Origin of the sequence: Macromonas bipunctata, from assembly GCF_002837135.1 — a bacterium.
Classification (GTDB): domain Bacteria; phylum Pseudomonadota; class Gammaproteobacteria; order Burkholderiales; family Burkholderiaceae_C; genus Macromonas_A; species Macromonas_A bipunctata.
Genome location: NZ_NWBQ01000011.1, coordinates 29,489 through 56,073, shown reverse-complemented (window position 1 = coordinate 56,073; position 26,585 = coordinate 29,489). Strand labels below are relative to the sequence as shown.

The window sequence follows — 26,585 nt, the reverse complement described above, 5'->3', positions numbered from 1 at the left end:
CTTTGAGGAACCAAAGTACCGGATGCATTTTTCGCAAATCTTACCCAAACCCCGACCGCTGGCGCTGCTGTGCGCCGCCTGCCTGACCCTGCTGAGTGGCTGCTCCACCAGCGTGCAGGCGGGTGCCACCCACGTGCAGCACGCCCCCATGGAAGGCGTCAAAACCCGGCAGGTGCAAGCGCGCAAGACCCATGTGCTGCAGCAAGGCAAGGCGTCGTTCCTGGCCAACCGCTTCCACGGCCTGCCCACCGCCAGCGGCGAGCGCTACAACATGCACGCCCTGACGGCGGCGCACAAGACGCTGCCATTCGGCACCGAAGTGCTGGTGCGCAGCCTGGACACCGGGCGCGAGGTGGTGGTGCGCATCGTGGACCGTGGCCCGCACATCAAGAGCCGCATCATCGACCTCAGCCACGCCGCCGCCGGTGCCCTGGGCATCCGCAGCCTGGGCGTTTCGGAGGTGCAACTGCTGACCCGCAAGCCCGACGACGCTGCCCCCTCCACTCGCCGCTGACGCTGGGCCGGATGGCGCGGGCGGGGCGGCTGGTGGTGTCAGTGGCCGCCGTGTTCCACCGTCCAGCCCGAGCCGGTGGCCTGGCGCAGCGCCTTCGTCACCCAGGGCAGGGCGTCGCGCAGCTGCGCCGCCAGCGTAAAGGGCGGGTTGATGATGTGCATGCCGCTGGCGCGCATGGTGGTCGGGGTGCGCCCCTGGGCCGCCTGCGTGGTCACGCCCTCGGTGGGGTTGAGGCCGATGTTGAGTTCGGCCTGCACCCACGGGCGCTGCAGTTTGCTGCTCATGGTCTTGAGCTTGCGCGCCATCGAATGCGCCTCCGGGCGTCCGATCACCGGGTACCACACCGCGTAGGTGCCGGTCGGGAAGCGTTTGAGCGCGTCCTCCAGGCACGTCACCACCTCGGCGTAATCGGTCTTGAGCTCGTAGCTGGGGTCGATCAGCACCAGGCCGCGCCGCGTGGGCGGGGGCAGCAGCGCCTTGAGGCCTTCGAAGCCGTTGCGGCGCAGCACCTCGATCTGGCGCCCACGCTCCAGCTCGGCCACCTGCTTTTCCAGCAGCTTGCTGTCGGTGGGGTGGACTTCAAACAGCTTGAGCTTGTCCTGCGGGCGCAGCAGCGCTTGGCTGATCCACGGCGAGCCGGGGTAGGTGCGCCAGACCGGGCTGCCGTGGTTGAACTGCGCCACCTGCGCCAGGTAGGCCTGTACCGCCTCCGGCACCGTCTGGCCCGCAGCGCGCGCCGCGTCGGCCACCACCTGCAGCTGGTAGATGCCGTGCTCGGACTCGCCCGAGGTGCGGGCGTGGTCCTGATCCAGCCGGTACACCCCGGCCCCGGCGTGGGTGTCCACCAGCAGCAGGCCGGTGTCCTTCTGGGTCAAATATTGCAACATGGCCACCAACGTCATGTGCTTGAGCACATCGGCGTGGTTGCCCGCGTGAAAAGCGTGGCGGTAACTGAACATGCGCGCATGGTACACCGCCGGGGGCCGCCTGTCGCCGTGGCTTGCCAGCACGCGGTGGGCGCTCCATAATGAAGCATCTACCACGTTCTCAAGGAGTTGAACCATGGACATGTCCGTTACCGCCGCTGCCACCGGTGTCATGCAGATGCAGCAAGCACGTGCCAACCAGGACGCGCAGGTCAACATGATCAAGATGTCGCAAGACATGGAGAAGGTGCAGGCCGCCAACCTGCTGCAGACCCTGCCCGGCCCGCTGCCGCTGGCCAGCGAGGGCACGCTGGGCACCCAGCTCAACGTCATGGCCTGACGCCACCTGCCAAAAAGCGTTTGCACGGCTGGGTGCTTTCTTCATATAATCGTCGGCTTCGCAGCGATTTTCTGGGCTCCGCGGCGAAGTTCATCCCCACCTAAGAGGCTTCCTTCAGAGAAGCACCGACCGTGGAAAAGAGCCTGCCAAACCCTCTTTCCTCAAGAGCAATCTCATGCAAAAAACAACCGTCAGCGCCAAGCCCGCTGAGGTGGTGCACGAGTGGTTTGTTGTTGACGCCACCGATAAGGTGCTCGGACGTGTCGCCAGCGAAGTGGCACGCCGTCTGCGTGGTAAACACAAAGCCATTTACACCCCTCACGTTGATACCGGTGACTTCATCGTCATCGTCAACGCCGCCAAGATCAAGGTCACGGGCACCAAGTCCCTGGACAAGATGTATTACCGTCACTCGGGCTTCCCGGGCGGTATCTACGGCACCAACTTCCGCGACCTGCAAGCCAAGCACCCTGGCCGTGCGCTGGAAAAAGCGGTCAAAGGCATGCTGCCCAAGGGTCCCCTGGGCTACGCCATGATCAAGAAGCTCAAGGTGTACGGTGGTGCCGAGCACCCGCACACCGCCCAGCAACCCAAAGTGTTGGACATCTAAGGAGCCGCCATGATTGGTGAATGGAACAATGGCACCGGCCGTCGCAAATCCAGCGTCGCCCGCGTGTTTCTGAAAAAAGGCTCCGGCAAGATCACGGTCAACGGCAAGGACATCGAATCGTTCTTCGGCCGTCAGACCTCGATCATGATTGCCAAGCAGCCGCTGGTGCTGACCGAAAACACCGAAGCGTTTGACATCCAGGTCAACGTGCATGGTGGTGGCGAATCCGGTCAGGCCGGCGCCCTGCGCCACGGCATCACCCGCGCCCTGATCGACTACGATGCGTCGCTCAAGCCCGCACTGTCGCAAGCTGGTTTCGTGACCCGCGATGCGCGTGAGGTCGAGCGTAAGAAGGTCGGTCTGCGTTCCGCACGCCGCGCCAAGCAGTTCAGCAAGCGTTAATTCGCTGTTGCGCTGCCGGGGTGCCTGTTGGGCTGCCCCCGCCAAAACGCCGCCCCCGGCCTTGTGCTGCGGGCGGTTTTTGTTTGTCCGGCGCGTAGGCCAAACTTGGGCCGTATCCACAGGCCGCAAGACCCCAGGGCTGCATTCCCGACTGTTTTGGTTTACTATTCCGCTTCTTTTCCCTTTTTTGTTTTCCACAAGGTTGCCCCATGAGTGCCGTTGCCGCTGAAGTTGCCCAAGACGTTGAAACCGACATGCCCGCGCCGCTGGTGTTCACCGACAGCGCGGCCGCCAAGGTGGCCGACCTGATCGCCGAGGAAGGCAATCCGGATTTGAAACTGCGCGTGTTCGTGCAGGGCGGCGGCTGCTCGGGTTTCCAGTACGGTTTCACGTTCGACGAGATCCAGAACGAGGACGACACCGTGATGAGCAAGAACGGTGTCTCGCTGCTGATCGACGCCATGAGCTACCAGTACTTGGTGGGCGCCGAGATCGACTACAAGGAAGACCTGCAAGGCGCGCAGTTCGTCATCAAGAACCCCAACGCCACCACCACCTGCGGTTGTGGCTCCAGCTTCAGCGTTTAAGCTGAAAAAGCGGCCCCGCCAGCGTCAGGCGGGGTAGATGGCACCCAGCACGCGCCGCCCGCGTGCGCCGGTGACTTGGGGTTCGTTGCCGGGCAGGCCCAGCAGGGTTTGCCGTGCCAGCCACGCAAACGCGGCCGCTTCCACCCACGAGACTGGCCAGCCAGCGTCGCTGGTCGGGCGCACGTGTGCCTGCGGCAACTGCTGTTGCAGCGCAGCCATCAGGGCGGCGTTGCAGGCGCCACCGCCGCATATCCAGACGTCTTGTACCGCATCGGCCTGCCACGGCAATTGGCGCAGGCCTTGTGCGATGCTGTGCGCGGTGAGCTGCACCAGCGTGGCTTGCACGTCCACGGCGCGCAGGTGCTCAAAGCCGCGCAGGTGCTGTGCCAGCCAGTCGGCGTGGAACAGGTCGCGCCCGGTGCTCTTGGTGCCGCTGCGGCTGAAGTAGGCATCGGACAGCAGCTGTTGCAGCAGGGCGGGGTTGGCGTGGCCCTGGGTGCCCCAGGCGCCATCGGCGTCGTAGGGCTGGCCGGTATGGCGCGCGCACCACAAGTCCAGCAGCACGTTGCCGGGGCCGGTGTCCAGACCCAGCACGCGGCCATCGCCGGGCAGGGCGCTGGCGTTGGCAATGCCGCCGATGTTGACCACCGCCAGCGCGCGGCCCGGCTGGCCAAAGACGTGCTGGTGGAACGCGGGCACCAGCGGTGCGCCCTGGCCGCCCGCGGCCACGTCGCGGCTGCGGAAGTCCGCCACCACGGTGATGCCGGTGGCTTCGGCCAGCAGCGCAGGCTGGTTGAGTTGCAGCGTGTAGGCTGGCACAGCGGGTGGCGGCTGGTGCCGCACCGTCTGGCCGTGCGCGCCGATGGCGGCAATGGCGCTGGCGGGCAGGCCGCTGCGTTGCAGCAGGGCGTGCACGGCGTCGGTGTACAGTGCCACCAGTTGCTGCGCGGCGGCGCTGGCGCGGTGCAGTTCGTTGTGGCCGGGGGTGTTGAGGGCCAGCAGCTCGGCGCGCAAATCATCTGGCATGGGCACGAAGTGGCTGGCCAGTACGCGCGGCTGCGTGCCAGAAAAATCGGCCAGCACGCCATCCACCCCGTCGAGCGAGGTGCCGGACATCAGCCCGATGCAGTGGCCCGACGCGGGTGCCATCGGCTGGCTTTAGTCGGCGCTGGCCTGCACCACGGTGGCGGCGATGTCGAGTTGCCGGCGCATGGCCTGGGCCACTTGCTCGAACTCCTGGCGCGCGGCCACGGTCATGGACTGGCCACCGCCGTCGCGGGCAATGTTGAGCGGATCCTGGTGCTGGCCCGCAATCTTGTATTCAAAGTGCAGGTGCGGGCCGGTGGAGGCGCCGGTGGAACCCACCAGCCCGATGCGGTCGGACTGGCCTACGCGCTGGCCGCTGCGCACGTCGATGCGGCTGAGGTGGGCGTACACGGTGCTCTTGCGCTCGGTGTGCTCGACCTCGATCACGTTGCCGTAGCCGTTCTTCCAGCCGGCAAAGGCGACGGTGCCTTCGGCCACGCTGCGCACCGGGGTGCCGGTGGGGGCGGCGTAGTCCACGCCCAGGTGGGCCTTGAGGCGGCCCGAGATGGGATGGAAGCGCATGCCGTAGCCGCTGCTCATGCGCGAGAACTCCAGCGGCGAGGCCAGGAAGGCGCTGCGGTTGCTCTGGCCGTCTGCGCCGTAGTAGGCGCCTTTCTGGCCGGGTTCCTCGAACCACAGTTTCTGGTGTACCTGGCCCTGGTTGATGAATTCGGCCGCCAGCAGGCGGCCAAACTGCAGCACTTCGCCATCGGCTTCCAGAGTCTCGTACACCACGCTGAAGCGATCGCCCGGTTGCAGGTCGCGGCGGAAGTCGATCTGCGAGCCAAACAGGTCGGCCAGCTGGGCCGCAATCTCGTCGGGCAGGCGTGCGGCGTCGGTGGCGGCAAACAGCGAGTGGCGGATGGTGCCGCTGCTCAGGCGCGTGGAGCGCGTCAGCGGGGCTTCCTCGGTGTAGCTGTGCCAGCCCAGCGCGGGGTGTTTTTCCACCACCAGGCGGTTGTAGTGCTCGGCGCGTTCGTCGGGCAGCCAGCGCGCGGTCAGGCGCACCAGCTGGCGCTGGTCGTCGGTTTCGGCGCTGACGAGCTTGCGCGACTGGCCTTGCAGCAGCTGGCGCGCGTGGGCGTCCTGGCGCAAAAAGGCGGCGGCGGCGCTGTCCTGCACGCCCAGGCGGCGCAGCAGGCTGTGCACGGTGTCGTCGCGGCGCGTCACGTCGCTCTGGAACAGCACGAACGGGGTGCCGGCCTCGGGGCTGTGTTGCGGGGTGGTCAGCGCAGGTTGCACAGGCTCGACGAAGTTTTGCACCACCACCGGGGGGTGCTGGCCGTGGGGCTCAACGGGGCCACGCCAAAAGCGGTGACGCCGGTGCCCAGCAGCAGCACGCCCAGACCGCCCATGAAGCGTTTGGGGTAGTGCTGGAACAGGCGGGCCAGTTCTTGAAGGAGTGTGTTCATAGGTTGTGCGTGGGCCAGTTACCCCACGCAACCGGGGTTGCAGGGCCGCTGGCCTCAGGGCGAGGGCTGGCACGCAAGGCCACGCAGTCGCCGGGAAAGGGGGCATTTGCCGGGTGCCGGTCGGTGCAAGACCGTGGCGCCCACTAGAATGACAAGCCAAGATAGCGCACCAGTATAGCCCGATTGTCCGGGCACTGCACCTGTTTGTCCTGCCGTCCCATGAACCACACACCTGCTCTCTCCTCCTGTTCTTCCTCGCCCGCGCCGGTGTTGTCCGATGCGGTGCAGCACGCGCTCGCCGTGACGCGGCGCGGCTGCGAGGAGCTGATTCCCGAAGCCGACTGGGTCAAGAAACTGCAAAAAAGCGAGGCCAGCGGCGTGCCGCTGCGCATCAAGCTGGGGCTGGACCCGACCGCGCCCGACATCCACATCGGCCACACGGTGGTGCTCAACAAGATGCGCCAGCTGCAGGACTTGGGCCACACCGTCATCTTCCTGATTGGCGACTTCACCACCCTGATCGGTGACCCGTCGGGCCGCAACAGCACGCGCCCGCCACTGACACCGGAGCAGATCAAGGCCAACGCCGAGACCTACTACAAGCAGGCCAGCCTGGTGCTGGACCCGGCCAAGACCGAGATCCGCTACAACAGCGAGTGGTGCGAGCCGCTGGGTTCGGTGGGCATGATCCAGCTGGCGGCCAAGTACACGGTGGCGCGCATGATGGAGCGCAACGATTTCCACCAACGCTTTAGCGCCGGTACCTCCATCAGCGTGCACGAGTTCCTGTACCCGCTGATGCAGGGCTACGACTCGGTGGCCTTGAAGAGTGATCTGGAGCTGGGCGGCACCGACCAGAAGTTCAACCTGCTGATGGGCCGCCACCTGCAGCAGGAGTACGGCCAGGAGCCGCAGTGCATTCTGACCATGCCGCTGCTGGTGGGGCTGGACGGGGTGGACAAGATGTCCAAATCCAAGAACAACTACATTGGCATTACCGAAGATGCCAACACCATGTTTGCCAAGGTGCTGTCGATCAGCGACACGCTGATGTGGGACTGGTACACGCTGTTGAGCTTCAGAAGCGAGGCCGAGATCGCGGCGCTCAAAACCGCTATCGCCCAGGGTGCCAACCCCAAGGACGCCAAGGTGGCACTGGCCAAGGAGATCACGGCGCGCTTCCACAGCGCGGCGGCGGCGGACGCGGCGGAGCAGGACTTTATCAACCGCAGCAAGGGCGGTGTGCCCGACGAGATTCCCGAGGTGGCGCTGGCGGGCGCGCCGCTGGGCATCGGGGCGTTGCTCAAGCAGGCCAATCTGGCACCCTCGACCAGCGAGGCCAACCGCCTGATCGACGGCGGCGGTGTGCGCGTGGACGGCGCGGTGGTGAGCGACCGCGGCCTGAAGCTGGATGCGGGCACCTATGTGGTGCAGGTGGGCAAGCGCAAGTTTGCCCGCGTGACGCTTGCGTAAGGCCCGTCGGCCGCAGGGCGTGGTGGGGCGCGCATAATGAAAGCAACGCCACCACCACCCGCAGACAGGAGCACGCACACATGGCAGGACTGGAGCAACCGTTGCGGGATCTGGACGCTTGGGTGCGCCATTTCAAGCCCGCCGACATGCCCGTGTGGGACACCACTGCCACCGCGCTGGAGGCCTTGCGCGAGGCCGAGGAGCAGGTGGCGCCATCGCAGCTGGCGGCGGTGATCGAGGCCGACCCGCTGCTGACGCTCAAGTTCATGGCCGATCTGGCCACCCGTTGGCGGCGCTGGGGCGATGACGACGCCGAGCTGCCCGATTCGGTGCTGGGTGCGCTGGTGATGAGCGGCATCTCGCCGTTCTTTGCCCACTTCGGGCCGCAGATGACGCTGCAGGTCTGGCTGCAGGACCAGCCCGCCGCACTGGAGGCACTGGCCGCGCTGCACCGGCGCAGCGAGCGGGCGGGCCGCTTTGCGCTGGCGTTTGCGGTACACCGCGCCGACCCCGACGCGTCGCTGCTGGCGCTGCTGGCACGCCTGCAGGACGTGACCGAGATGCTGATGTGGTACCACGCCCCGGCGCTGATGCTGCGCCTGGCCGCCGCCCGCCAGGCCGACCCCACCTTGCGCCGCGCAGCGGCCCAGCGCCAGGTGCTGAACGTGGAGCTGGACGCGTTGCGCCAGGCCCTGCTGCAACGCTGGCGCTTGCCGCCCCTGTGGGCGCGCCTGAGCAACCCGCAGCAAATGGAGGCCAGCGCCAAGGTGCAAAGTGTGGTGCTGGCCGCGCGGCTGGCGCGTCACACCACGCGCGACTGGGAGTCCCCGCTGCTGGCCAACGACATCGACCAGATCTCCGCCCTGCTGCACGCCGCGCCCCGGGTGGCGCTGGCGTACGTCAAGAAGGTGGATGTGTAACCGTGGTGTCGCCGTAGCGCTGCGGCTGAAGGGTCAGAACAGCACCACGCCGCGGATGGATTCGCCGCGCTTCATCAGGTCGAAGCCGTGGTTGATGTCTTCCAGCGGCATGGTGTGGGTGATGAGGCTGTCGATGTCGATTTTGCCGTCCATGTACCAGTCCACGATCTTGGGCACGTCGGTGCGGCCCCGTGCGCCACCAAAGGCTGAGCCCTCCCATTTGCGCCCGGTCACGAGCTGGAACGGGCGGGTGGAGATTTCGGCGCCGGCCTCGGCCACACCGATGATGATGCTGCGGCCCCAGCCCTTGTGCGTGCATTCCAGCGCTTGGCGCATCACGGTGGTGTTGCCGATGCACTCAAAGGAATAGTCGGCACCACCATCAGTAAGTTGCACGATGGCATCCACGATGTTGCCGCCAGCGGCTTCGATATCCTTGGGGTTGAGGAAGTGCGTCATGCCGAACTGGCGGGCCATGGCTTCGCGCGCCGGGTTGATGTCCACGCCGATGATCTTGTCGGCGCCGACCATGCGCGCGCCCTGGATCACGTTCAGGCCAATGCCACCCAGCCCAAACACCACCACGTTGGCCCCGGCCTCGACCTTGGCGGTGAAGATGACGGCACCAATCCCGGTGGTCACGCCGCAGCCGATGTAGCACACCTTGTCAAACGGCGCGTCGGGGCGGATCTTGGCCAGCGCAATTTCGGGCACCACGGTGTGGTTGGCAAAGGTGCTGGTACCCATGTAGTGGAAGATGGGTTCGCCGTTCAGGCTGAAGCGGCTGGTGGCATCGGGCATTAGGCCCTTGCCTTGGGTGCCACGGATGAGCTGGCACAGGTTGGTCTTGCGGCTGAGGCAGAACTTGCACTGGCGGCATTCTGGCGTGTAAAGCGGGATGACGTGGTCGCCTTTCTTGAGCGTGGTCACGCCGGGGCCGACATCGACCACCACGCCCGCGCCTTCGTGGCCCAGGATGGCGGGGAAGATGCCTTCGGGGTCGGCACCGCTGAGGGTGTAATAGTCGGTGTGGCAGATGCCGGTGGCCTTGATTTCCACCAGCACCTCGCCAAAGCGGGGCCCTTGCAGGTCGACGGTTTCAATGGTCAGGGGCTGGCCAGCTTTCCAGGCCACGGCGGCGCGGGTTTGCATGAGGGGTGTCCTTTGCGGTTGAACGGAGGAAAAGGTTGTGGCCGCTAGTTTACAAACACCGCGCACGCGCCGCTGGCCGTGGCCCCGACGCCCGTTTTTCAGGGTTTGATGGCCACCTTGAGCACGCCGTCGCGCTGGTGCGAGAACAGGTCGTAGGCGGCCACGATGTCGTCCAGCGCGTACTGGTGCGTCACCAGCAGGCCCAAGTCCACCCGGCTGGAGGCCACCACGTTCATCAGGCGGCGCATGCGCTCCTTGCCACCGGGGCACAGCGCGGTGCGGATCTGGTGGTCGCCCAGGCCCGCCGCAAACGCCGACATCGGGATCTTGAGGTCGGACGAGTACACGCCCAGGCTCGATAGCGTGCCGCCGGGCTTGAGCACGCGCAGCGCCGCCTCGAAGGTGGTTTGCGTGCCCAGCGCTTCGATCGACGAGTCCGCACCGCGCCCGCCGGTGAGTTTCATGATCTCGTCCACCACGTCGCACTGGTTGAAGTTGAGCGTGATGTCGGCCCCCATTTTTTGCGAGATGCCCAGGCGGTGGTCGTTGCCGTCGACGGTGATGATGGTGGTGGCCCCCAGCAGGCGCGCGCCAGCGGTGGCGCACAGGCCAATGGGGCCTTGGGCAAACACCACCACGGTGTCGCCGATTTTGATGTTGGCGTTTTCGGCGCCCTTGAAGCCGGTGGACATGATGTCGGGGCACATCAGCACCTGCTCGTCGGTCAGGCCGTCGGGGATAGGGGCGAGGTTGGCCTGGGCATCGGGCACCAGCACGTACTCGGCCTGCGTGCCGTCGATGAGGTTGCCAAAGCGCCAGCCGGCGGTGGCCTTGTAGCCGTGGCAGCCGCACAGGCCTTGCGGAATCAGATAGCTGCCGTCCTGCGACGGTGCGCCATCTTGCGCGGCATAGGAGTTGAAGTTGGGGCATATGGCCCCGGCAATCACGCGCTGGCCTTCGGTGTAGCCCACCACGGCGCTGCCGAGTTTTTCGATCACGCCCACGGGTTCGTGGCCGACGGTCAGGCCCTTGGCCACGGGGTACTCGCCCTTGAGGATGTGGACGTCGGTGCCGCAGATGGTGGTGGTGGTGATGCGGATCAGCGCATCGTTGGGCCCGACGTTGGGGATGGGCTTGTCGGCCAGCTCAATGCGGCCCGGTTCCACAAACACGGCGGCTCTCATCAGGGTACTCATGGCATTTACTCCTCGGTTGTCGGGCACGGCGGCGGCAAGATGCGCCCACCCTTGGCCGTGGCGTGTGCGCTGGCGCGGGCGGGTCTGATGTGCCATTGTGCGAGGCTGGGCGCCAAACGGCTATCTGGCGTTTACCCTGATGGCGCGGCTGCCACGCCAACGATAATCACCCGATGAATATCCCTTCGCCTTCTGTTGCCCCCGCCGCCCCTGTGTTGACCGCCGCCACCGCTGGCCCGTCTTTTGCTGGCCTGAACTTGCCCGAGGCCGCCTTGGCCAACCTGGCCCAATTGGGCTACACCACCATGACACCGATCCAGGCCGCCAGTTTGCCGCTGACGTTGGCTGGGCGTGATGTGATCGCCCAAGCCAGCACGGGCAGCGGCAAGACGGTGGCGTTTGGCCTGCCGCTGGTGCAAAAGCTCGACCCGGCGCGTTGGCAGGCGCAGGCGCTGGTGTTGTGCCCTACGCGGGAGCTGGCCGACCAGGTGACGCTGGAAATCCGCCGCCTGGCGCGCGCGGTGGGCAACATCAAGGTGGTGACGCTGTGCGGTGGCGTGGCCTTGCGCGGCCAGACCTTGAGCCTGGAACACGGCACGCACGTGGTGGTGGGCACACCGGGGCGGATTCTGGACCATCTGGAGCGCGGCTCCCTTAGCCTGGACGCGGTGCAAACGCTGGTGCTGGACGAGGCCGACCGCATGCTGGACATGGGGTTCTTCGAGGACATCGCCCAAGTGGCGAAGCGTTGCCCGGCACAACGCCAGACCTTGTTGTTCTCAGCCACTTACCCCGATGGCATTGCCCAGCTGGCGGCGCAGTTCATGCGCGGGCCGCAAACGGTGAAGGTGCAGGCGCAGCACAGCGGCCACAAGATCCGGCAGGTGTTTTACGAGGTGAAAGACAGCGAACGCCTGCACGCGGTGTCGCTGCTGCTGAACCACTTCCGGCCCGAATCAACGCTGGCGTTTTGCAACACCAAGCAGCAGTGCCGCGACGTGGTGGCGGTGCTGCAAGCGCAAGGCTTCAGTGCGCTGGCGCTGTACGGCGAGCTGGAGCAGCGCGAGCGCGATCAGGTGCTGGTGCAGTTTGCCAACCGCAGCTGTTCGGTGCTGGTGGCCACCGATGTGGCCGCACGCGGCATCGACATCGCGCAACTGGCGTGCGTCATCAACGTGGACGTGACACCCGACCCGGAGGTCCACGTCCACCGCATAGGCCGCACCGGGCGCGGTGACGCCGAAGGCTTGGCCCTGACGCTGGCCAGTCTGGACGAAATGGGCAGCGTGGGCCGCATTGAGCAGTTGCAGGGGCGTGAATCCACGTGGCAACCGTTGGCCAGCTTGACCCCGGCGGCAGGCGGCCCGTTGCGCCCGCCGATGGCGACGCTGCAGATTCTGGGCGGCCGCAAGGAAAAAATCCGCGCCGGCGATGTGCTGGGTGCTTTGACCGGTGAGGCCGGTTTTGCCAAGGAGCAGATTGGCAAGATCAACATCAACGAGTTTTCCACCTACGTGGCGGTGGATCGCGCCATTGCCAAGCAGGCCGAGGCCAAGTTGGCCACCGGGCGTATCAAGGGCCGCAGCGTGAAGGTGCGGCTGCTTTGATGTTTCAGGTGGCGTAAGGGTTGTCAAACCCCAGCCCGGCCAGGATCTCGATCTCGCGCGCTTCCATGGCCTCGGCATCGGCTTCGCTGGTTTCGTGGTCCCAGCCTTGGGCGTGCAGCGCGCCATGCACCAGCAGGTGGGCGTAGTGGGCTTGCAGGCTTTTGCCTTGTTCGGCGGCTTCGCGGGCCACCACGGGGGCGCACAGCACCAAGTCGGCCATCACCACGGGGTCGGTCTCGTAGTCGAAGGTGAGCACGTTGGTGGCGTAGTCTTTCTGGCGGTAGTCGCGGTTGAGGGTCTGGCCCTCTTCGGCATCGACGATACGCACGGTGATTTCGCCGTCGGCACCGAGCGCGTGGCGCAGCCAGCGTTCCACCTTGTGGCGGGGCAGGGCGGTGCGGTGGTCGGCCACGCCGTCAAAGCGGGCAAATTGCAGGGACAGACTCAGGGCGGGCAGGCGGGTGGACATGAGGGCGTGTGGTGGTGGACAGGTAAAACGGTGGATAGATACAAAATTTCTAGCATTTATTAGCACTTGTCAACACAGGTCGCCGGAGGAGGCTACAGCGTTCTGCGTGCGGCTGCTTGCCTCAAAACCAGCAACAGACGTTCAGTCTTCGATGTCGTCGCTGGGGTTGCCCAGTGTGGCGGCAGGGGCATCCTCGGCTGACGGGCTGGGCAGTTCTTGCACCGTGCGCAGCTTGCGCTGGATGGCGCGGGTGCGTACATCGACCTGCTCGAACTTGCGCGCAGCGGCGTCGATGGACTTGCGCGTGGCTTCCACCACCTCGCCAAATTTGCTGAACTCGGTCTTGACCTGGCCCAGCACGGCCCAGACTTCGGACGAGCGTTTCTCGATTGCCAGCGTCTTGAAGCCCATCTGCAGGCTGTTGAGCATGGCGGCTAGGTTGGCCGGGCCCGTGATCATGACGCGGCAGTCGTTCTGCACCGCTTCCACTAGGCCGGGGCGGCGCATGACTTCGGCAAACAGGCCCTCGGTGGGCAGGTAGAGCACCGCAAAGTCGGTGGTGTGCGGCGGCGAGACGTACTTGACGAAGATCTTCTTGGCTTCGAGCTTGATGGAGGCCTCGAACGCGGCGCCGGTGCTCTGGATCAGCGCCTTGTCGGCAGAGTCCTGCGCGTCCAGCAGGCGCTGGTGGTGTTCGACCGGGTACTTGGAGTCGATGGGCAGCCAGACCGGCTGCTCGTCGCGGCGCCCGGGCAGGCGGATGGCGAACTCGACCAGCTCGTCGCTGCCGGGCACGGTCTTGACGTTCTTGGCGTACTGGTCGGGCGTGAGCACGTTGTCGATGATGGCGCCCAGTTGTACCTCGCCCCAGGTGCCGCGGGTCTTGACGTTGGTCATGACGCGCTTCAGGTCGCCCACGCTGCTGGCCAGGGTCTGCATCTCGCCCAGCCCCTTGTGGACTTGTTCGAGCCGGTCGCTGACGAGTCTGAACGATTCGCCCAGGCGCTGCTCCAGCGTGGCGTGGAGTTTTTCATCGACGGTGCGGCGCATTTCCTCGAGCTTGGCGCTGTTGTCGGCCTGGATGGCGGCCAGCCGGTCGTTAAGCGCCAGCCGCAGCTGCTCGGCGTTCTGGCTGGAGTTCTGCACCAGCGCCGACAGTTGCTGCCCCACGCCATCCTGCAGCGTGGCCAGCTGGTGGCGCAGTTGCTGGCCGTTGCTGTCGAGCTGGTTCTTGAGCGCCAGCGACAGCGCGCTCAGGCGCGACTGGGTGTCGGTGCGGATGGAGTCCAGCGTTTGCTGGGTGGTTTGCATCAGCGCGCCAAAGCGTTCCTGGATGTGCTGCTGCATCTGCTGCTCGAAGCGGTTGGCGCTGGCGCTGGCGCTCTGGTGCGCGTGCTGGGTCTCGCTGGACAGGCTTTGCAGGCCCTGGCCAATTTCGCTGCGGAACAGGCCCAGGGTCTGGCCCAGTTCATCGCGTGCCTGCACCGCTTGGGCTTGCGCCTGTTGCAGGTGGTCGTTGAGGGTCTGGCCGTTGTGGTCCAGGCGGCCCAGCAGGGCGTGTTGCAGGCTGTCAAAGCGTTGGCCCATGGCGCTGTCAAAGCCGCCCAGGCGCTGCTCCAGCCGTTGTTCGAGCTGCTGGAAGGCTTGCGTCAGTTCCTGGCGGCTGTGGCGGGTTTCCTCGTGCGAGCGCGCGAGTTTGTCGTCCAGCGCCTGGCGCGTGGTTTCGAGCTGGTCGCCGGTGCTTTTTTGCAGCTGCGCTATGTGCTGGATCAGGGTGTTGTCCAGGCTGGTCAGGCGGGACTCGACCCGCTCGTGGCCGCCTTCTTGCCGCGTGCTGGTCTGCAGCAGGTTGTGCAGGTTGTGTTCCAGCAGCGTCAGGCGGGTGTTGAGGTCGGGTGGCAGCTCGAACGGGCGCTTGCGCACCAGGTGCAGCACTTGCAAACCGATGACGGCCAGCAGGCCCGCCAGCAACAGGTACAACAGGGTGTCGGGGCTCATGGGGTGGGTCAATCCAAGGTGGGGCGGGGCGTGCGCCCGGTGCGGCTGGCGCGGCGCGGTGCGGGGGTGGCGTTGATGCCAGTATCGTCCAGGCTGGCGCTGGCGCTGCCGCTGTCGTAAGCGTCCACGATGCGGGCCACCAGTGGGTGGCGCACCACGTCGGCGCTGGTCAGGCGGTTGATGGCGATGCCTTGCACGCGCTTCAAGACGCGTTCTGCGTCAATCAGGCCACTGAGCTGGGTGCGCGGCAGGTCGATCTGGCTCACGTCGCCCGTGACCACCGCCTTGCTGCCAAAGCCGATGCGGGTGAGAAACATTTTCATCTGTTCGGGCGTGGTGTTCTGCGCTTCGTCCAGAATGACGAAGGCGTGGTTGAGCGTGCGCCCGCGCATGAAGGCGAGTGGTGCAATTTCAATTTGTTGGCGCTCGAACGCTTTTTGTACCTTGTCGTGGCCCATCAGGTCGTACAGCGCGTCGTACAGCGGGCGCAGGTAAGGGTCCACCTTTTGCGTCAAATCACCGGGCAGAAAGCCCAGCCGCTCGCCGGCCTCCACCGCTGGGCGCGTCAGCACGATGCGCTGCACGGCGTTGCGCTCCAGCGCATCGACGGCGCAGGCCACGGCCAGGTAAGTCTTGCCCGTGCCCGCCGGGCCTATGCCAAAGGTGATGTCGTGTGTGGCCATGCTGGCCAGGTAGCGTTGCTGGTTGGCGGTGCGGCCCCGCACCTCGCCGCGTCGGGTGTGCATGGCCACGGTGTCCACGCTGCCTTCGGGCAAGCTGGTGTCGCCCGCCAGCATGAGTTGAATTTGCTCGTCTGGGATGGGGTGGCGCGCCAGCTCGTACAGCGCCTGCAACACCTCCAGTGCCTGCTCGGCTTTGGCTTTGGGGCCTTCGATGCGGAACTGCTCAAAGCGGTGCGCGATCTTGACTTGCAACGCCGCTTCGATGGTGCGCACGTGCTGGTCCATCGGGCCGCACAGGTGGGCCATGCGGGTGTTGTCGGGGGGGGCGAAGGTGTGGGTGAGAATCAAGGTAGGTCGGGGCGGTAATGGGCTATCAAGGCAGTTCGTCACCTGGCAGGGGCCGGGCGTTGGGGCTGGCCGCCAGCCACGTATCCAAGGCGTTGAGGTCGCCTTGGGTTTGGCGTTCGCGGAAGTAGGCTTCGGTTTTGAGGGCCGAGACTTTCTCAGCAATGGCCGTGACAAAGAACTGGTTCATCGAAACGTGTTCCTCCTGCGCCACCGATCGGGCGTAGGCAAACAGCGATTCCGGCACGCGCAGTGCGTAATTGGCCATCAGGTATTCTCCTCGTTCAGTTGTTGCAGAAAAGCGCCTGGCGTGAGCACGGGCAGGCCAAAGTGAGCGGCTGGGGCAAAGTCTTTCACATTGAGCGTGATCAGCCCTTGCGCCCGCCCGTTGAGTGCGGTTTCAAGCACCATCTCGTCGGCGGGATCGCGCAATTGGGGCCGCCACAGGTAATGCAGGTGGACAGGCTCGATGCACAGCGACAAGGCGTTCAGCATGGCATCGACCATCGCCGGTGTGCGGCTCCCAGGGGCGAGCTGTTCGGGGCGCTTGAGCACAGCTTCATATTCCAACATCAGTGGCACCGACACCAGTGCTACTAACCGGCCAGTACGCAGTTGGCGTAACAGTGCGTGGGATGCACCCACTTGGCTGCGTGCCGCTGCCACCAAAATGTTGGTGTCGAGCACCACCCGCCATGCTTTTTTCATATGATTAATGATATGACGTTAGGGGCGAAAGTCAAGCTGCACAATGCGGTATAAGTGTGCATACAAAGGAATAAGCGAATGATAGGCAAACTGACCGGCACGTTGCTGGAAAAAAATCCCCCGCAAATTCTCATCGATTGCCACGGCGTAGGCTACGAGGTGGATGTGCCCATGAGCACGTTTTACCACCTGCCCAACGTGGGCGAGGCCGTGGCGTTGCTGACGCATTTTGTGGTGCGTGAGGATGCCCAGATTTTGTACGGTTTTGCCACCGCGACCGAACGTGAGGCATTTCGGCAGTTAATCAAGGTCACGGGCGTGGGGCCACGCATGGCGCTGGGGCTGTTGTCGGGCCTGACGGTGGCCGAACTGGCGCACGCCGTGACGGCGCAGGAGGTGGCGCGGTTGGTCAAGGTGCCGGGTGTGGGCAAGAAAACCGCCGAACGCCTGCTGCTGGAACTCAAGGGCAAGCTGGGGGCCGATTTGGGGCCGCTGCCCGCTGGGGCCGTGGTGGCCAGCGACGCGCACAGCGACATCCAGCAAGCCCTGCTGGCGCTGGGTTACAACGACAAAGAAGCCGCCGCAGCCCTCAAGGCCCTGCCGCCGGATGTGGGTGTGAGCGAAGGCATCAAGCTGGCGCTGCGGGCGCTGGCGCGTTGAGGGGTACCGCAACATGCCCACACTGAACTGGATAGGCAAAGATGCCGTAACCCGACACCACAAAGAAGTGCCGTTCCGTCTGCTGGAGCCGGTGCCCAACTTGTCTTGTGGCAACCACCACGGCCAAGACAGCGGCAACCTGATTGTGCAAGGCGACAACTTGCACGCGCTCAAGGCACTGCTGCCGCGTTATGCGGGGCAGGTCAAGTGCATCTACATTGACCCGCCCTACAACACCGGCAACGAAGGCTGGGCGTACAACGACAACGTCAACAGCCCGGAAATCCGCCAATGGTTGGGCGAGGTAGTTGGCAAGGAAGGCGAGACGCTAGACCGGCACGACCGCTGGCTGTGCATGATGTATCCGCGTTTGGTGCTGCTGAAGCAGTTTCTGCGTGAGGACGGGGCGATTTTTATCTCCATCGACGACAACGAAGTGGCAACGCTACGGCTGTTGATGGATGAGATTTTTGGGGCTTCAAACTTTGCTGCCACATTTATCTGGGAGAAGCGCACCACCAGAGAGAACCGTCGGGTTTTTTCGTTCAGCCATGACTATGTACTGTGCTATGCACGGCGGCTCGATATGTTCGAGAAAACTAGAGGTGAATTGCCGCTCAGTCAAGAAGTCAAAGATCGACACAAAAACCCTGATAACGATCCTCGTGGCCCATGGCAATCCGTTGCGATAACCGCACAAGCAGGCCATGGTACATCCGCACAGTTCTACACCATTACCACCCCTGGCGGTCGCCAGATTGAGCTACCACATGGCAACTGCTGGAGGTTTACACAAAGCAAACTTGACGAACTGATTGCGGATAATCGAATTTACTTTGGTGTAAATGGAAATAATGTCCCGCGCCAGAAAAAATTTCTTTCAGAAGTAAGTCGCGGTCTTACGCCACATACGCTGTGGCAGGCCGATGAAGTGGGAACAACAGATATTGCAACAAAGACCGTTCTTGAAATTATGGAGCGGGATGCAACATTTGAAACCCCTAAGTCAGTTGGATTATTGCAGCGCATCCTGCAAATCGCCACAGACCAAGACTCCATCATTTTGGACAGCTTTGCTGGTTCCGGCACCACCGGCCACGCCATCCTGAAACAAAACGCCGAAGACGGCGGAAACCGCCGTTTCATTCTCGTTGAAATGGACGAGCACATCGCGCAAAATGTCACCGCTGAACGTGTGCGCCGCGTGGCCCAAGGCTACACCAGCGCCAAAGGGCAGGCGGTGCAAGGTTTGGGGGGAGGCTTCCAGTTCTGTCGCTTGTCCGATCAGCCGCTGTTCGATGCCATGGGCGAGATCCGCAGCGATGTCACTTTCGCACAGCTGGTCAAATTCGTCTGGTTCTCTGAAACCCAAACCGGTTACAGCGGCAGCGCCGACTCGCCACTACTGGGCGTGCATGAAGGCCGTGCTATCTACCTGCTCTACAACGGCATCCTTAAAGACAAATCCGTGGGCGGAGGCAACGTCCTGACACCCCAAGTATTCAATCTGTTGCCGACGTTTGCCGGGCCGAAAGTGATCTACGCCGCCGCCGACCGCATGGGTGCCCGCGCCGCACGCGAAGGCATTACCTTCAAGCAAACCCCTTACGCGCTGGAGATTTGATCGTGCCCACAATCAGCATGTTTTACGGTATTTTGGTGGCCATGTATGTGTTGGACATCGACAGGCACCACCACCCGCACATCCACGTGCGTTACAACGAGTTCAAAGCGGTGCTTCAAATTCCAGACGGCGAGCTGCTGGATGGTGAGTTGCCAGGGCGACAAATGAAATTGTTGCAAGCGTGGCTCGAAATCCACCGTGACGAGCTGATGGCGGATTGGTACCTGGCCAGCACCGGGCAAACGCCTTTCAAAATCGATCCGTTGCGTTAAAGGAGAGCCGCTATGACTCCCGATGTGGTTCAGGTGTATCCCTTGTCCAATTACACTTTGTTGGCGAAATTTGCCAACGGCGAGCGCCGCCGTTTCGAGATGGGCAATTATTTGCATTATCCGGCCTTTTCCGCATTGCAAGACCCTGCACTGTTCCAGCGCGCCCATGTGGAACATGGCACGGTGGTGTGGACGGATGAGATTGATTTGTCGCCAGACACGTTGTACCTGCGCGGACAGTCGGTGTCAGAGGAGGCTGTGTGAAAGCATTTGCGCCAAAAATTTACCAGCAGCAGGTGCTGGACAGTGTGCAAGCCTACTTTCAATCTTGCCATGAGCTGAATTCGCCGTCGCTGGCTTTCACCAGTACTACGCAACAGCTGTGGGGCTGGGGCAACCCGTACCACGCGCTGCGGGGTTTCCCTGCCGATATGCCGTACTTTTGCCTGCGTGTGCCCACGGGGGGCGGCAAAACCTGGCTGGCGGCCAAAAGCGTGGCACTGGTCAACACTCACTTGCTGCGCTGCCAACACAGCGTGATTGTGTGGCTGGTGCCCAGCAAGCCCATCCGCGAACAAACCCTCAAGGCGCTCAAAGAGTGCACCCACCCGTACCACGCTGCATTGCGTGAGGCTGGCCCCGTCACGGTGCTGGATTTGGAGGAAGCCCGCAGCGTCACCCGCGCTACGCTGGACACTTCCACCACCATCATCGTGGCCACACGGCAAGCATTTCAGGTGGAAGAAGAGGAATTCCGCAAGGTGTACCAGTCCAGCGGCGCGCTGATGCACCATTTCGACAACTTGGCCCCGGCCCAGCGTGCCGAGTTGCTGGGGGAAGGCGAAGGCGCGCAGTGCACCACGCCGTATTCATTGGCCAACGTGTTGCGCTTGCGCCGCCCGTTTGTGGTGGTGGATGAGGCCCACAACAGCCGCACCGAATTGGCGTTTGACATGTTGGCACGCTTCAGGCCCAGCGGTGTCATGGAGTTGACCGCCACGCCCGATCTGGAGCGTACACCCAGCAACGTGTTGCACAGCGTATCAGCCGCTGAACTCAAGAGTGAGGAGATGATCAAGCTGCCGGTGGTGCTGGAGGCAGAATCCAACTGGCAGCAATGTCTGGCCGATGCCATTGCCCGGCGCGAAGCCCTGCAACAGCTGGCTGATGAAGAGCACCGTACGGGTGCGCCTTACCTGCGCCCGCTGGTGCTAATTCAGTCAGAACCCCGCCGCGCAGGTGTGGAAACGCTGGATGTTGGCAGGGTGCGCCAAGAGTTGATGGCACACCACAACATTCCGGCCAGTGAAATTGTGGTGGCCACCAGCGAAGAAAAAGGGTTGGAACAGATAGATGTCGATTACAAACTGGGGGTTGCCGACCCGGCTTGCCCGGTCAAGTTTGTGATTACCCAAAAGGCGCTGGCCGAGGGCTGGGATTGTCCCTTTGCCTACATTTTGGTCAGCATGGCAACGCTGCATTCTGCTACCGCCGTGGAGCAGTTGCTGGGCCGCGTGCTGCGCCAGCCCGGAGCGAGCCACCGCCGCGCTAAGGCGTTGAACCAGTCTTATGCTTTTGTGGTGTCGTCCAGTTTTGTGGAAACCGCTGGTGCTTTGCGCGATCGGCTGGTAGCTGGCGCGGGTTTTGAGCGGCGCGAGGTGGCCGAATTTGTCAAGGCCGCCAAAGAGGAGCAAGACCGCTTGGACTTGGAAGGCCACGCCGGGCGTGTGGTGGTGCGGCCCGTGGTGGTTGCCTTGCCCGAAAAGCCCAACCTCAAGATTGTGCCCAAACCCGTGCGTGACAAGGTGCGTTGGGACGGCAAGCTCAACACCTTGACGATTCACACGCCGCTGACGCAAAACGAGGCCGAAGCCCTTAAGACCAGTGTGAGTTCGGCCAGTGCAGTCCAAGCCATTGAGCAAGCCGCCGAAACCAGCCGCACCACTGCGATTGAGTTTTTTCAGACACCGGCTGAAAAAGGGCAGCACTTTTGTGTGCCACAGCTGGCGCTGCGTGTACAAGGCGAGTTGCAACTGTTTGACGACCCGGAGTTGCTGGAATACCCGTGGGATTTGTCGCCTTACGATGCCACCCCCACTGTCGACGATTGGAGCGCGCTGGGTGCAGGGTTGAAAGTCAAAGAAGGCGGTTTGCTGGACATTCACGACAACGGCAAGCTTGTTTCCACATTTTTACCGGAGTTGCAACGCGATTTAGGACTGGCTTACCAGCCCGAGCATTGGGATGAAGTCCGTTTGGCCACTTGGTTGTGCCACAACTTGCCCGAGCCGTCCTTGACACATGCCAGCAAGCGGGCGTTTGTGGCCGCGTGGTTGATGCACTTGTTGGAGCATGACGGGTTCACGCTGGCACGCGCCAATTTGCAAAAATTCATGATCCGCAGTTTGCTTGAAAAGCGCATCCGGCAATTGCGACAGCAGGCTGTGGCCCAAGCCTTTCAGCAAGCACTGTTTGGCGATGAAGCGGCGCAGCGGATGGCATTGACGGACGACAACGCTTTTGACTTTCAGAACCAGATGTACGCGCCCAGCCGAGACTACGACGGCGAGCGTTTTGGTAGCTTCGACTTTAAGCGCCACTTTTATGGGCGCATGGGCGACTTTGACAGCAAAGAGGAATTTGAGTGTGCCTGCACGCTCGATATTCTGGCGCAACAAGGTCGCATCCAGTTTTGGGTACGCAACTTGGTGAACCGAGGGGGTGGTTCGTTCTTTTTGCAGAAAGCCAATGGCCGTTTTTACCCGGATTTTCTGTGCCAGTTGCCCGACATCGACGGTCGGCCTGGCCCGGTCTTGATAGTGGAATACAAGGGCGCAGACCGTTGGAAGGAAGCCAGTGATGACCGGGTGATTGGTGGCTTGTGGGCCAATTTGTCGCAGGGGCGTTGCCGGTTTGTGATGGTGAAAAACAAGCGTTGGGACTGGATTGAGGAGCAGCTGTAATGGCCATTGAAACCGACGATTTTGCCCGCGCACCCGCCAAGCGCATGGTGGCGGCGGTGCCGGAATCGCCGCGCGAAGAGGCGCTGGAACGTGCCTTGCGGCCCAAGGGACTGGACGAGTACGTGGGTCAGGCCAAGGTGCGCGAGCAGCTGGAGATTTTCATTGGCGCGGCCAAGAAGCGCCACGAGGCGTTGGACCACGTGCTGCTGTTTGGCCCGCCGGGGCTGGGCAAGACCACGCTGAGCCACATCATTGCGCATGAGCTGGGCGTGAACCTGCGCCAGACCAGTGGCCCCGTGCTGGAAAAGCCCAAGGACTTGGCCGCGTTGCTCACCAACCTGGAGCCCAACGACGTGCTGTTCATCGACGAAATCCACCGCCTCAGTCCGGTGGTGGAGGAAATCCTGTACCCCGCGCTGGAGGACTACCAGATCGACATCATGATCGGCGAAGGGCCGGCGGCGCGCAGCATCAAGCTCGATTTGCAGCCCTTTACGCTGGTGGGGGCCACCACCCGTGCCGGCATGTTGACGAACCCCTTGCGCGACCGCTTTGGCATTGTGGGGCGGCTGGAGTTCTACACCCCGGCGGAGCTGGCGCACATCGTCAGGCGCAGCGCAGGCTTGTTGCAGACCCCCATGCAGGCCGATGCGGCGCTGGAGGTGGCGCGCCGTTCGCGTGGCACCCCGCGCATTGCCAACCGCTTGTTGCGCCGGGTGCGCGATTACGCCGAGGTCAAGGGCGATGGCACCATCACGGTGGAGATGGCGCAGCGCGCGCTGGCCATGCTGGATGTAGACCCGCTGGGCTTTGACCTGATGGACCGCAAGCTGCTGGAAGCGGTGATCCACAAGTTTGACGGTGGCCCGGTGGGGCTGGACAACATTGCAGCCAGCATAGGTGAGGAGGCGGGCACGATCGAGGACGTGATCGAGCCCTACCTGATTCAGCAAGGTTATTTGCAGCGCACCCCACGCGGGCGGGTGGCCACGCTGGCGGCTTGGCGGCATCTGGGCTTGGAAGCGCCGTCGGTGGAGCCGGGTTTGTTCAGCCCGGGCGCAGCGGGCTAAATTTGGCTGCAGTCTGGCCGATATGAAACGATAAGCGCGTCCTCAGGGCGCATTTTCTTGTGGGTCTGGCCGCTGGCGGGCCGTTTCAGCGCCAGACCTTGCACCATGTTTCTCAACTCCATCTCAGGCCCCGGCACGTGGTACTTGCCCAGCGCAGAGCACCTGCGCGTGGCGGGCAGCCACTCGCCTTACGCGGCGCAGGTGCAGGCCGAGCTGATGGGCAAGATCGTGTTCGAGGGCAAGGTGGACGAAGTGGCCTCTGTGGCCGAGGTGGCCATCCGTGCCCGCGCCAACGGCAGCGTGGAGGGCTTCAACCTGACGCGCTCCAGCGGCTCCGAGGCCTGGGACCAGGCCGTGCTGCGTGCGGTGCAGGGCACCACCCACCTGCCGCAGGCCGACAAGGGCAAGATGCCGAGCACCGTGATTGTGCAGCTGCGCCCGCAGTAGCGCCTGGCCCGCAGGCCAGCCGACCAACGGCGCCTTGTAACCCTTGCCGCCGTTCCCGCTTTGGCCGATGATGGGGCCACTATGCGCATTACCTCCTCTGCCTTGCAATTGGCCCAGCAACACAGCGCCAGCTCCAGCACGCAGGTGCAGGAGCGGTTGTCGGTGTGGCAGGATCGGGACGCGGCACGCCCCGCCACCGCCCGTATCGGCGCTGGTGCCGGTACTTCGGCGGGTGCGACGGTGCAGGTGCGCGCCGAGCTGTCGCAGACCACGGCGCGCTCGGGCGTGTTGCTGCAGTTGTCCGACGCCGCGCGCCAGGCCCGTGCGCAAGACGTGCCCAGGCTGGCGCTGGGGCGGCCTGCCGTGCTGGCGGGCCAGGTTCCGGCGGCCCATGGGGCCAAGGCCGATGCGGTGGATCAGACCAGCGCCACCGCCGCCACCACCGACGAGGAAGACGCGGTCGAGCCGCGCTTGCTGATGCTGGCCCGCATGGTGGAGGCCATGACCGGCTTCAAGGTGCGCGTGACGGTGGCCGACACCGGGCGCGGCAGCGGCGCTTCTGCCCACGGCGAGGTGCCACCGCAGGCGGCGGGCGGCGCAGCGGCCCAGGGCCAGTCCGAGGCCCCGCAGCGCGTGGGCTGGGGCCTGGAATACGACCGCGTGGTGGTGCGCCATGAAAGCGAGCGCAGCACCTTTGTGGCGCGGGGCCGTGTGCAGACCGCCGACGGCCGCACGCTGGACCTGGCGGTGGGCCTGCAGATGGAGCGCAGCCACAGCGAGCGCGAATCGGTGTCGGTGCGCGCGGGCGATGCGGTGATGAAAGACCCGCTGGTGCTGCACTTTGACGGCGCCTTACCCGCACTGACCGACACGCGCTTTGCGTTCGACATCGACGCCGACGGCCAGACCGAGAACATCCCGTTTGTGGGCCAAGGCAGCGGTTTTCTGGTGCTGGACCGCAACCGCAATGGCCGTGCGGACGATGGCAGCGAACTCTTTGGCGCCGTCAGTGGCAACGGCTTTGCCGAACTGGCCGCGTGGGACGACGACGGCAACGGCTGGATCGACGAGGCCGACTCGGTGTTTGCCGAATTGCGCTTGTGGCAAAAAGATGCAAGCGGGCAAGACCAGTGGCGCACCCTGGCGCAGGCCGATGTGGGCGCGGTGTCGGTGCAGGCGGCGGCTACGCCGTTCAGCTTGCGCAACGACCAGAACGCCACGCTGGGCCAGGTGCGCGCCAGCAGTGTCTATCTGCGTGAAAGCACCGGCCAGGCCGGGGTGGTGCAACAGATCGACGTGGCGGTGTAGCCCGCCTTGGGCCCAGACGGGGCGTCAGGCGGTGCTGGTGTCGTCGCGGGCGGCCTCGGGGGCGTCGCTCAGGTGGGCCACGTCGCCCCAGCCGATCAGTGAGGTACCTTGCGGCGTCCACAGCAGGCGGTTGATGGCGGCGTTGCCCAATTGCCAGGTGCGTGGGGCTTGCAAGTCCAATTGCGTGGCAATGCGGTACAGCACGTCCAGCACGCCACCGTGCGCCACCAGCACAATTTGTTCGCCGATGTGCCGGGCCGCCAGTTCGTTCAGTGCTTGTTCAATGCGTGCGCGCAGTTGCAGCAGAGTTTCGCCGCCAGTGGGGGCAAAGTCGGGCACGCGCTGGCGCCAGGCTTGGGCTTCGGCGGGCCAGCCGGTTTCCAGTTCGGCCCAGGTCTTGCCCTCGAAGTGGCCAAAGCTGCGTTCGCGCAACTGGCGGTGGGTGTGGACCGGGCGCTGCACGGCCTGGCCTATGGCCTGCGCGGTGTGGTGGGCGCGCTGCAGGTCGCTGCTGTAGATGGCGGCCACGGGCTCGTCGCGCAGGGCGTGGGCCACGCGCTGGGCTTGCCAGCGGCCGGTGGCGTTGAGCGCAATGTCAAGGTGGCCTTGCAGCCGCGTGTCTTTGTTCCAGGCCGTTTCGCCGTGGCGGATGGCCACGATGCGGGTAAATTGCACTTGCTGCTCCTGTGGGGTGGCATTTGGGGGCGGGCACGCATCAGGACGGGCCGCTTGTGCCTAGAATGGTAGCCATTTGCACAACATCAGGGGCGGTGGTTGCCGCGCCGGTTTGGCCAGAGGACACCAGATACATGAGCTCCATTCAACAAGACATCGACGAACGCACCAACCTGACCGGCTCCAACAAGTTTGAGATGCTGCTGTTTCGCCTGGGCGACACCGCTGGCAGCGACCGCTCGGAGCTGTTTGGCATCAACGTGTTCAAGATCCGCGAGATCGTGGCCATGCCGCCTGTGACGGCGATGGCGGGTTCGCCGCCCAACGTGCTGGGCGTGGTCAACCTGCGTGGTCAGGTGATTCCGGTGATCGATTTGCCCGCCGTGGTGGGCTGCGTGCCCAAGACCGGGCTCAACATCATGCTGGTGACGGAGTACGCGCGCAGCACGCAGGCCTTTGCCGCCGAGTCGGTGGAAGACATTGTGCGCCTGGATTGGAACCAGATCCTGTCCGCCGACAACTCGGTGGCCAGCGGCATGGTGACCAGCATTGCCCGCTTGGATGGCAACGACAGCAGCACCACCCGCTTGGCACAAATTTTGGACGTGGAGTCCATCCTGAGCAATGTGTTGCCCACCGATGCCGCTCCTGTGACCGAGGACTTGGTGGGCCCAGCGGTACGCATCAAAACCGGCAGCGTGGTGCTGGCGGCGGACGACTCGTTTGTGGCCCGCAGCCTGATTGAGCGCGAATTGCAGGTGCTGGAGCTGCCCTACCTCATGACCAAGACCGGCCAGGAAGCGTGGGACAAGCTGCAAAGCATTGCCGCCGACTGCCAGAGCAAGGGCATTCCGGTGCAGGACAAGGTGGCGCTGGTGTTGACCGACCTGGAAATGCCCGAGATGGACGGTTTCACGTTCACGCGCAACATCAAAAAAGACCCGCGCATGCGCGGCATTCCGGTGGTGATCCACTCCTCGCTGACGGGCGATGCCAACGAAAACCACGTCCGCACCGCTGGGGCCGACGCCTACGTGGCCAAGTTTGCCGCTGAAGAGTTGGCCACCGCGCTGCGCAGCGTGTTGGCCAAGTACGACGCCCACCGCGCGTCGGGCGGCTGAGCGGCGGTGCCTGGGCG

At 64.2% G+C, this 26,585-nt stretch carries 29 protein-coding genes; 17 read left to right on the top strand and 12 right to left on the bottom strand.

What is annotated here, in order from left to right; translation table 11 throughout:
- Positions 1-22: 22 nt before the first annotated feature.
- Positions 23-514, top strand: a complete 492-nt coding sequence (locus tag CON76_RS01725; RefSeq protein WP_101101542.1) for a septal ring lytic transglycosylase RlpA family protein — start codon at positions 23-25, stop codon at positions 512-514.
- Positions 515-552: 38 nt separating this feature from the next.
- Here the strand turns inward: CON76_RS01725 and CON76_RS01720 are convergent, their stop codons facing one another.
- Positions 553-1,473, bottom strand: a complete 921-nt coding sequence (locus CON76_RS01720; RefSeq protein ID WP_101101540.1) for a 23S rRNA (adenine(2030)-N(6))-methyltransferase RlmJ — start codon at positions 1,471-1,473, stop codon at positions 553-555.
- Positions 1,474-1,576: 103 nt separating this feature from the next.
- Between CON76_RS01720 and CON76_RS01715 the strand changes: the two genes are divergently transcribed.
- The 4 genes from CON76_RS01715 to erpA all read left to right on the top strand — a co-directional run bounded on the left by CON76_RS01715 (position 1,577) and on the right by erpA (position 3,379).
- Positions 1,577-1,780: a putative motility protein gene (locus CON76_RS01715; RefSeq protein ID WP_101101464.1), complete on the top strand. Its 204-nt coding sequence runs from the start codon at positions 1,577-1,579 to the stop codon at positions 1,778-1,780.
- Between the two features lie 175 nt (positions 1,781-1,955).
- Complete coding sequence (gene rplM, locus CON76_RS01710) at positions 1,956-2,390, top strand: 50S ribosomal protein L13 (protein WP_101101462.1); 435 nt, start codon at positions 1,956-1,958, stop codon at positions 2,388-2,390.
- Between the two features lie 9 nt (positions 2,391-2,399).
- The gene (gene rpsI, locus CON76_RS01705; protein ID WP_101101460.1) at positions 2,400-2,792 is read left to right on the top strand and encodes a 30S ribosomal protein S9; all 393 of its coding nucleotides are present in this window, start codon (positions 2,400-2,402) and stop codon (positions 2,790-2,792) included.
- 209 nt (positions 2,793-3,001) lie between these two features.
- Positions 3,002-3,379: an iron-sulfur cluster insertion protein ErpA gene (erpA, locus tag CON76_RS01700; protein WP_101101458.1), complete on the top strand. Its 378-nt coding sequence runs from the start codon at positions 3,002-3,004 to the stop codon at positions 3,377-3,379.
- A gap of 24 nt (positions 3,380-3,403) precedes the next feature.
- On the opposite strand, the gene CON76_RS01695 is transcribed toward erpA, so the two are convergent.
- The 3 genes from CON76_RS01695 to CON76_RS13410 are packed head-to-tail and all read right to left on the bottom strand — an operon-like array spanning position 3,404 to position 5,877.
- Positions 3,404-4,528 carry an anhydro-N-acetylmuramic acid kinase gene (locus tag CON76_RS01695; protein WP_101101456.1) on the bottom strand — a complete coding sequence of 375 codons (1,125 nt, stop codon included), beginning with the start codon at positions 4,526-4,528 and terminating at the stop codon, positions 3,404-3,406.
- 9 nt (positions 4,529-4,537) lie between these two features.
- The gene (locus CON76_RS01690) at positions 4,538-5,728 is read right to left on the bottom strand and encodes a M23 family metallopeptidase (protein WP_240592712.1); all 1,191 of its coding nucleotides are present in this window, start codon (positions 5,726-5,728) and stop codon (positions 4,538-4,540) included.
- Positions 5,692-5,877 carry a hypothetical protein gene (locus CON76_RS13410; protein WP_240592711.1) on the bottom strand — a complete coding sequence of 62 codons (186 nt, stop codon included), beginning with the start codon at positions 5,875-5,877 and terminating at the stop codon, positions 5,692-5,694. Before CON76_RS13410 ends, CON76_RS01690 begins: the two co-directional genes overlap by 37 nt.
- Before the next feature lie 219 nt (positions 5,878-6,096).
- On the opposite strand from CON76_RS13410, the gene tyrS reads away from it, so the two are divergent.
- Both tyrS and CON76_RS01680 read left to right on the top strand, forming a co-directional pair.
- Positions 6,097-7,350, top strand: coding sequence for a tyrosine--tRNA ligase (gene tyrS / locus CON76_RS01685; RefSeq protein ID WP_101101454.1), 1,254 nt, complete (start codon positions 6,097-6,099; stop codon positions 7,348-7,350).
- 80 nt (positions 7,351-7,430) lie between these two features.
- Positions 7,431-8,270, top strand: a complete 840-nt coding sequence (locus CON76_RS01680) for an HDOD domain-containing protein (protein WP_101101452.1) — start codon at positions 7,431-7,433, stop codon at positions 8,268-8,270.
- A 33-nt stretch (positions 8,271-8,303) separates the two neighbouring features.
- On the opposite strand, the gene CON76_RS01675 is transcribed toward CON76_RS01680, so the two are convergent.
- On the bottom strand, positions 8,304-9,422 hold the full coding sequence (locus CON76_RS01675; RefSeq protein WP_101101450.1) for an S-(hydroxymethyl)glutathione dehydrogenase/class III alcohol dehydrogenase: 1,119 nt from the start codon (positions 9,420-9,422) through the stop codon (positions 8,304-8,306).
- Positions 9,423-9,520: 98 nt separating this feature from the next.
- Complete coding sequence (locus CON76_RS01670) at positions 9,521-10,618, bottom strand: NAD(P)-dependent alcohol dehydrogenase (RefSeq protein WP_101101448.1); 1,098 nt, start codon at positions 10,616-10,618, stop codon at positions 9,521-9,523.
- 173 nt (positions 10,619-10,791) lie between these two features.
- Between CON76_RS01670 and dbpA the strand changes: the two genes are divergently transcribed.
- Entirely contained in the window at positions 10,792-12,225 is a 1,434-nt protein-coding gene (gene dbpA / locus CON76_RS01665; RefSeq protein ID WP_101101446.1) for an ATP-dependent RNA helicase DbpA, read from the top strand.
- Positions 12,226-12,229: 4 nt separating this feature from the next.
- Here dbpA and ybeY read toward each other — a convergent pair whose 3' ends face one another.
- The 5 genes from ybeY to CON76_RS01640 form a co-directional block, all read right to left on the bottom strand.
- The gene (gene ybeY / locus CON76_RS01660) at positions 12,230-12,694 is read right to left on the bottom strand and encodes an rRNA maturation RNase YbeY (protein ID WP_101101444.1); all 465 of its coding nucleotides are present in this window, start codon (positions 12,692-12,694) and stop codon (positions 12,230-12,232) included.
- A gap of 141 nt (positions 12,695-12,835) precedes the next feature.
- Positions 12,836-14,692, bottom strand: coding sequence for a DNA recombination protein RmuC (locus CON76_RS01655; RefSeq protein WP_101101442.1), 1,857 nt, complete (start codon positions 14,690-14,692; stop codon positions 12,836-12,838).
- Positions 14,693-14,700: 8 nt separating this feature from the next.
- Positions 14,701-15,723 carry a PhoH family protein gene (locus CON76_RS01650; protein WP_101101440.1) on the bottom strand — a complete coding sequence of 341 codons (1,023 nt, stop codon included), beginning with the start codon at positions 15,721-15,723 and terminating at the stop codon, positions 14,701-14,703.
- A gap of 25 nt (positions 15,724-15,748) precedes the next feature.
- On the bottom strand, positions 15,749-15,988 hold the full coding sequence (locus CON76_RS01645; RefSeq protein WP_101101438.1) for a hypothetical protein: 240 nt from the start codon (positions 15,986-15,988) through the stop codon (positions 15,749-15,751).
- Entirely contained in the window at positions 15,988-16,428 is a 441-nt protein-coding gene (locus CON76_RS01640) for a putative toxin-antitoxin system toxin component, PIN family (protein WP_101101437.1), read from the bottom strand. Before CON76_RS01640 ends, CON76_RS01645 begins: the two co-directional genes overlap by 1 nt.
- A gap of 78 nt (positions 16,429-16,506) precedes the next feature.
- Here CON76_RS01640 and ruvA point away from each other — a divergent pair, with 78 nt between their 5' ends.
- From ruvA to CON76_RS01600, 8 genes are all read left to right on the top strand, one after another.
- The gene (gene ruvA / locus CON76_RS01635; protein ID WP_101101435.1) at positions 16,507-17,088 is read left to right on the top strand and encodes a Holliday junction branch migration protein RuvA; all 582 of its coding nucleotides are present in this window, start codon (positions 16,507-16,509) and stop codon (positions 17,086-17,088) included.
- Positions 17,089-17,101: 13 nt separating this feature from the next.
- Positions 17,102-18,712: a site-specific DNA-methyltransferase gene (locus CON76_RS01630; protein WP_101101433.1), complete on the top strand. Its 1,611-nt coding sequence runs from the start codon at positions 17,102-17,104 to the stop codon at positions 18,710-18,712.
- Between the two features lie 2 nt (positions 18,713-18,714).
- Positions 18,715-18,984 (top strand): DUF4160 domain-containing protein, encoded by a 270-nt coding sequence (locus CON76_RS01625; RefSeq protein ID WP_101101538.1) that lies wholly within the window; start codon positions 18,715-18,717, stop codon positions 18,982-18,984.
- A gap of 12 nt (positions 18,985-18,996) precedes the next feature.
- Positions 18,997-19,248: a DUF2442 domain-containing protein gene (locus CON76_RS01620; protein WP_101101431.1), complete on the top strand. Its 252-nt coding sequence runs from the start codon at positions 18,997-18,999 to the stop codon at positions 19,246-19,248.
- Positions 19,245-21,947, top strand: a complete 2,703-nt coding sequence (locus tag CON76_RS01615) for a DEAD/DEAH box helicase (protein ID WP_101101429.1) — start codon at positions 19,245-19,247, stop codon at positions 21,945-21,947. The genes CON76_RS01620 and CON76_RS01615 overlap by 4 nt, the downstream gene beginning before the upstream one ends.
- The gene (gene ruvB, locus CON76_RS01610) at positions 21,947-23,017 is read left to right on the top strand and encodes a Holliday junction branch migration DNA helicase RuvB (protein WP_101101427.1); all 1,071 of its coding nucleotides are present in this window, start codon (positions 21,947-21,949) and stop codon (positions 23,015-23,017) included. Before CON76_RS01615 ends, ruvB begins: the two co-directional genes overlap by 1 nt.
- Before the next feature lie 105 nt (positions 23,018-23,122).
- Positions 23,123-23,464: an energy transducer TonB gene (locus CON76_RS01605; RefSeq protein ID WP_145995298.1), complete on the top strand. Its 342-nt coding sequence runs from the start codon at positions 23,123-23,125 to the stop codon at positions 23,462-23,464.
- Between the two features lie 81 nt (positions 23,465-23,545).
- Positions 23,546-24,772 carry a hypothetical protein gene (locus CON76_RS01600; protein ID WP_101101423.1) on the top strand — a complete coding sequence of 409 codons (1,227 nt, stop codon included), beginning with the start codon at positions 23,546-23,548 and terminating at the stop codon, positions 24,770-24,772.
- A 24-nt stretch (positions 24,773-24,796) separates the two neighbouring features.
- On the opposite strand, the gene CON76_RS01595 is transcribed toward CON76_RS01600, so the two are convergent.
- Complete coding sequence (locus CON76_RS01595; RefSeq protein ID WP_101101421.1) at positions 24,797-25,447, bottom strand: histidine phosphatase family protein; 651 nt, start codon at positions 25,445-25,447, stop codon at positions 24,797-24,799.
- Between the two features lie 134 nt (positions 25,448-25,581).
- Here CON76_RS01595 and CON76_RS01590 point away from each other — a divergent pair, with 134 nt between their 5' ends.
- Complete coding sequence (locus CON76_RS01590) at positions 25,582-26,568, top strand: chemotaxis protein (RefSeq protein ID WP_101101419.1); 987 nt, start codon at positions 25,582-25,584, stop codon at positions 26,566-26,568.
- Positions 26,569-26,585: the final 17 nt, after the last annotated feature.

What these genes read in the sequence shown, in the direction of transcription:
- CON76_RS01725 (WP_101101542.1), top strand. Translation starts at nt 23, where the DNA reads ATGCATTTTTCGCAAATCTTACCCAAACCCCGACCGCTGGCGCTGCTG.
- CON76_RS01720 (WP_101101540.1), bottom strand. Translation starts at nt 1,473, where the DNA reads ATGTTCAGTTACCGCCACGCTTTTCACGCGGGCAACCACGCCGATGTG.
- CON76_RS01715 (WP_101101464.1), top strand. Translation starts at nt 1,577, where the DNA reads ATGGACATGTCCGTTACCGCCGCTGCCACCGGTGTCATGCAGATGCAG.
- rplM (WP_101101462.1), top strand. Translation starts at nt 1,956, where the DNA reads ATGCAAAAAACAACCGTCAGCGCCAAGCCCGCTGAGGTGGTGCACGAG.
- rpsI (WP_101101460.1), top strand. Translation starts at nt 2,400, where the DNA reads ATGATTGGTGAATGGAACAATGGCACCGGCCGTCGCAAATCCAGCGTC.
- erpA (WP_101101458.1), top strand. Translation starts at nt 3,002, where the DNA reads ATGAGTGCCGTTGCCGCTGAAGTTGCCCAAGACGTTGAAACCGACATG.
- CON76_RS01695 (WP_101101456.1), bottom strand. Translation starts at nt 4,528, where the DNA reads ATGGCACCCGCGTCGGGCCACTGCATCGGGCTGATGTCCGGCACCTCG.
- CON76_RS13410 (WP_240592711.1), bottom strand. Translation starts at nt 5,877, where the DNA reads ATGAACACACTCCTTCAAGAACTGGCCCGCCTGTTCCAGCACTACCCC.
- tyrS (WP_101101454.1), top strand. Translation starts at nt 6,097, where the DNA reads ATGAACCACACACCTGCTCTCTCCTCCTGTTCTTCCTCGCCCGCGCCG.
- CON76_RS01680 (WP_101101452.1), top strand. Translation starts at nt 7,431, where the DNA reads ATGGCAGGACTGGAGCAACCGTTGCGGGATCTGGACGCTTGGGTGCGC.
- CON76_RS01675 (WP_101101450.1), bottom strand. Translation starts at nt 9,422, where the DNA reads ATGCAAACCCGCGCCGCCGTGGCCTGGAAAGCTGGCCAGCCCCTGACC.
- CON76_RS01670 (WP_101101448.1), bottom strand. Translation starts at nt 10,618, where the DNA reads ATGAGTACCCTGATGAGAGCCGCCGTGTTTGTGGAACCGGGCCGCATT.
- dbpA (WP_101101446.1), top strand. Translation starts at nt 10,792, where the DNA reads ATGAATATCCCTTCGCCTTCTGTTGCCCCCGCCGCCCCTGTGTTGACC.
- ybeY (WP_101101444.1), bottom strand. Translation starts at nt 12,694, where the DNA reads ATGTCCACCCGCCTGCCCGCCCTGAGTCTGTCCCTGCAATTTGCCCGC.
- CON76_RS01655 (WP_101101442.1), bottom strand. Translation starts at nt 14,692, where the DNA reads ATGAGCCCCGACACCCTGTTGTACCTGTTGCTGGCGGGCCTGCTGGCC.
- CON76_RS01645 (WP_101101438.1), bottom strand. Translation starts at nt 15,988, where the DNA reads ATGGCCAATTACGCACTGCGCGTGCCGGAATCGCTGTTTGCCTACGCC.
- CON76_RS01640 (WP_101101437.1), bottom strand. Translation starts at nt 16,428, where the DNA reads ATGAAAAAAGCATGGCGGGTGGTGCTCGACACCAACATTTTGGTGGCA.
- ruvA (WP_101101435.1), top strand. Translation starts at nt 16,507, where the DNA reads ATGATAGGCAAACTGACCGGCACGTTGCTGGAAAAAAATCCCCCGCAA.
- CON76_RS01630 (WP_101101433.1), top strand. Translation starts at nt 17,102, where the DNA reads ATGCCCACACTGAACTGGATAGGCAAAGATGCCGTAACCCGACACCAC.
- CON76_RS01620 (WP_101101431.1), top strand. Translation starts at nt 18,997, where the DNA reads ATGACTCCCGATGTGGTTCAGGTGTATCCCTTGTCCAATTACACTTTG.
- ruvB (WP_101101427.1), top strand. Translation starts at nt 21,947, where the DNA reads ATGGCCATTGAAACCGACGATTTTGCCCGCGCACCCGCCAAGCGCATG.
- CON76_RS01605 (WP_145995298.1), top strand. Translation starts at nt 23,123, where the DNA reads ATGTTTCTCAACTCCATCTCAGGCCCCGGCACGTGGTACTTGCCCAGC.
- CON76_RS01600 (WP_101101423.1), top strand. Translation starts at nt 23,546, where the DNA reads ATGCGCATTACCTCCTCTGCCTTGCAATTGGCCCAGCAACACAGCGCC.
- CON76_RS01590 (WP_101101419.1), top strand. Translation starts at nt 25,582, where the DNA reads ATGAGCTCCATTCAACAAGACATCGACGAACGCACCAACCTGACCGGC.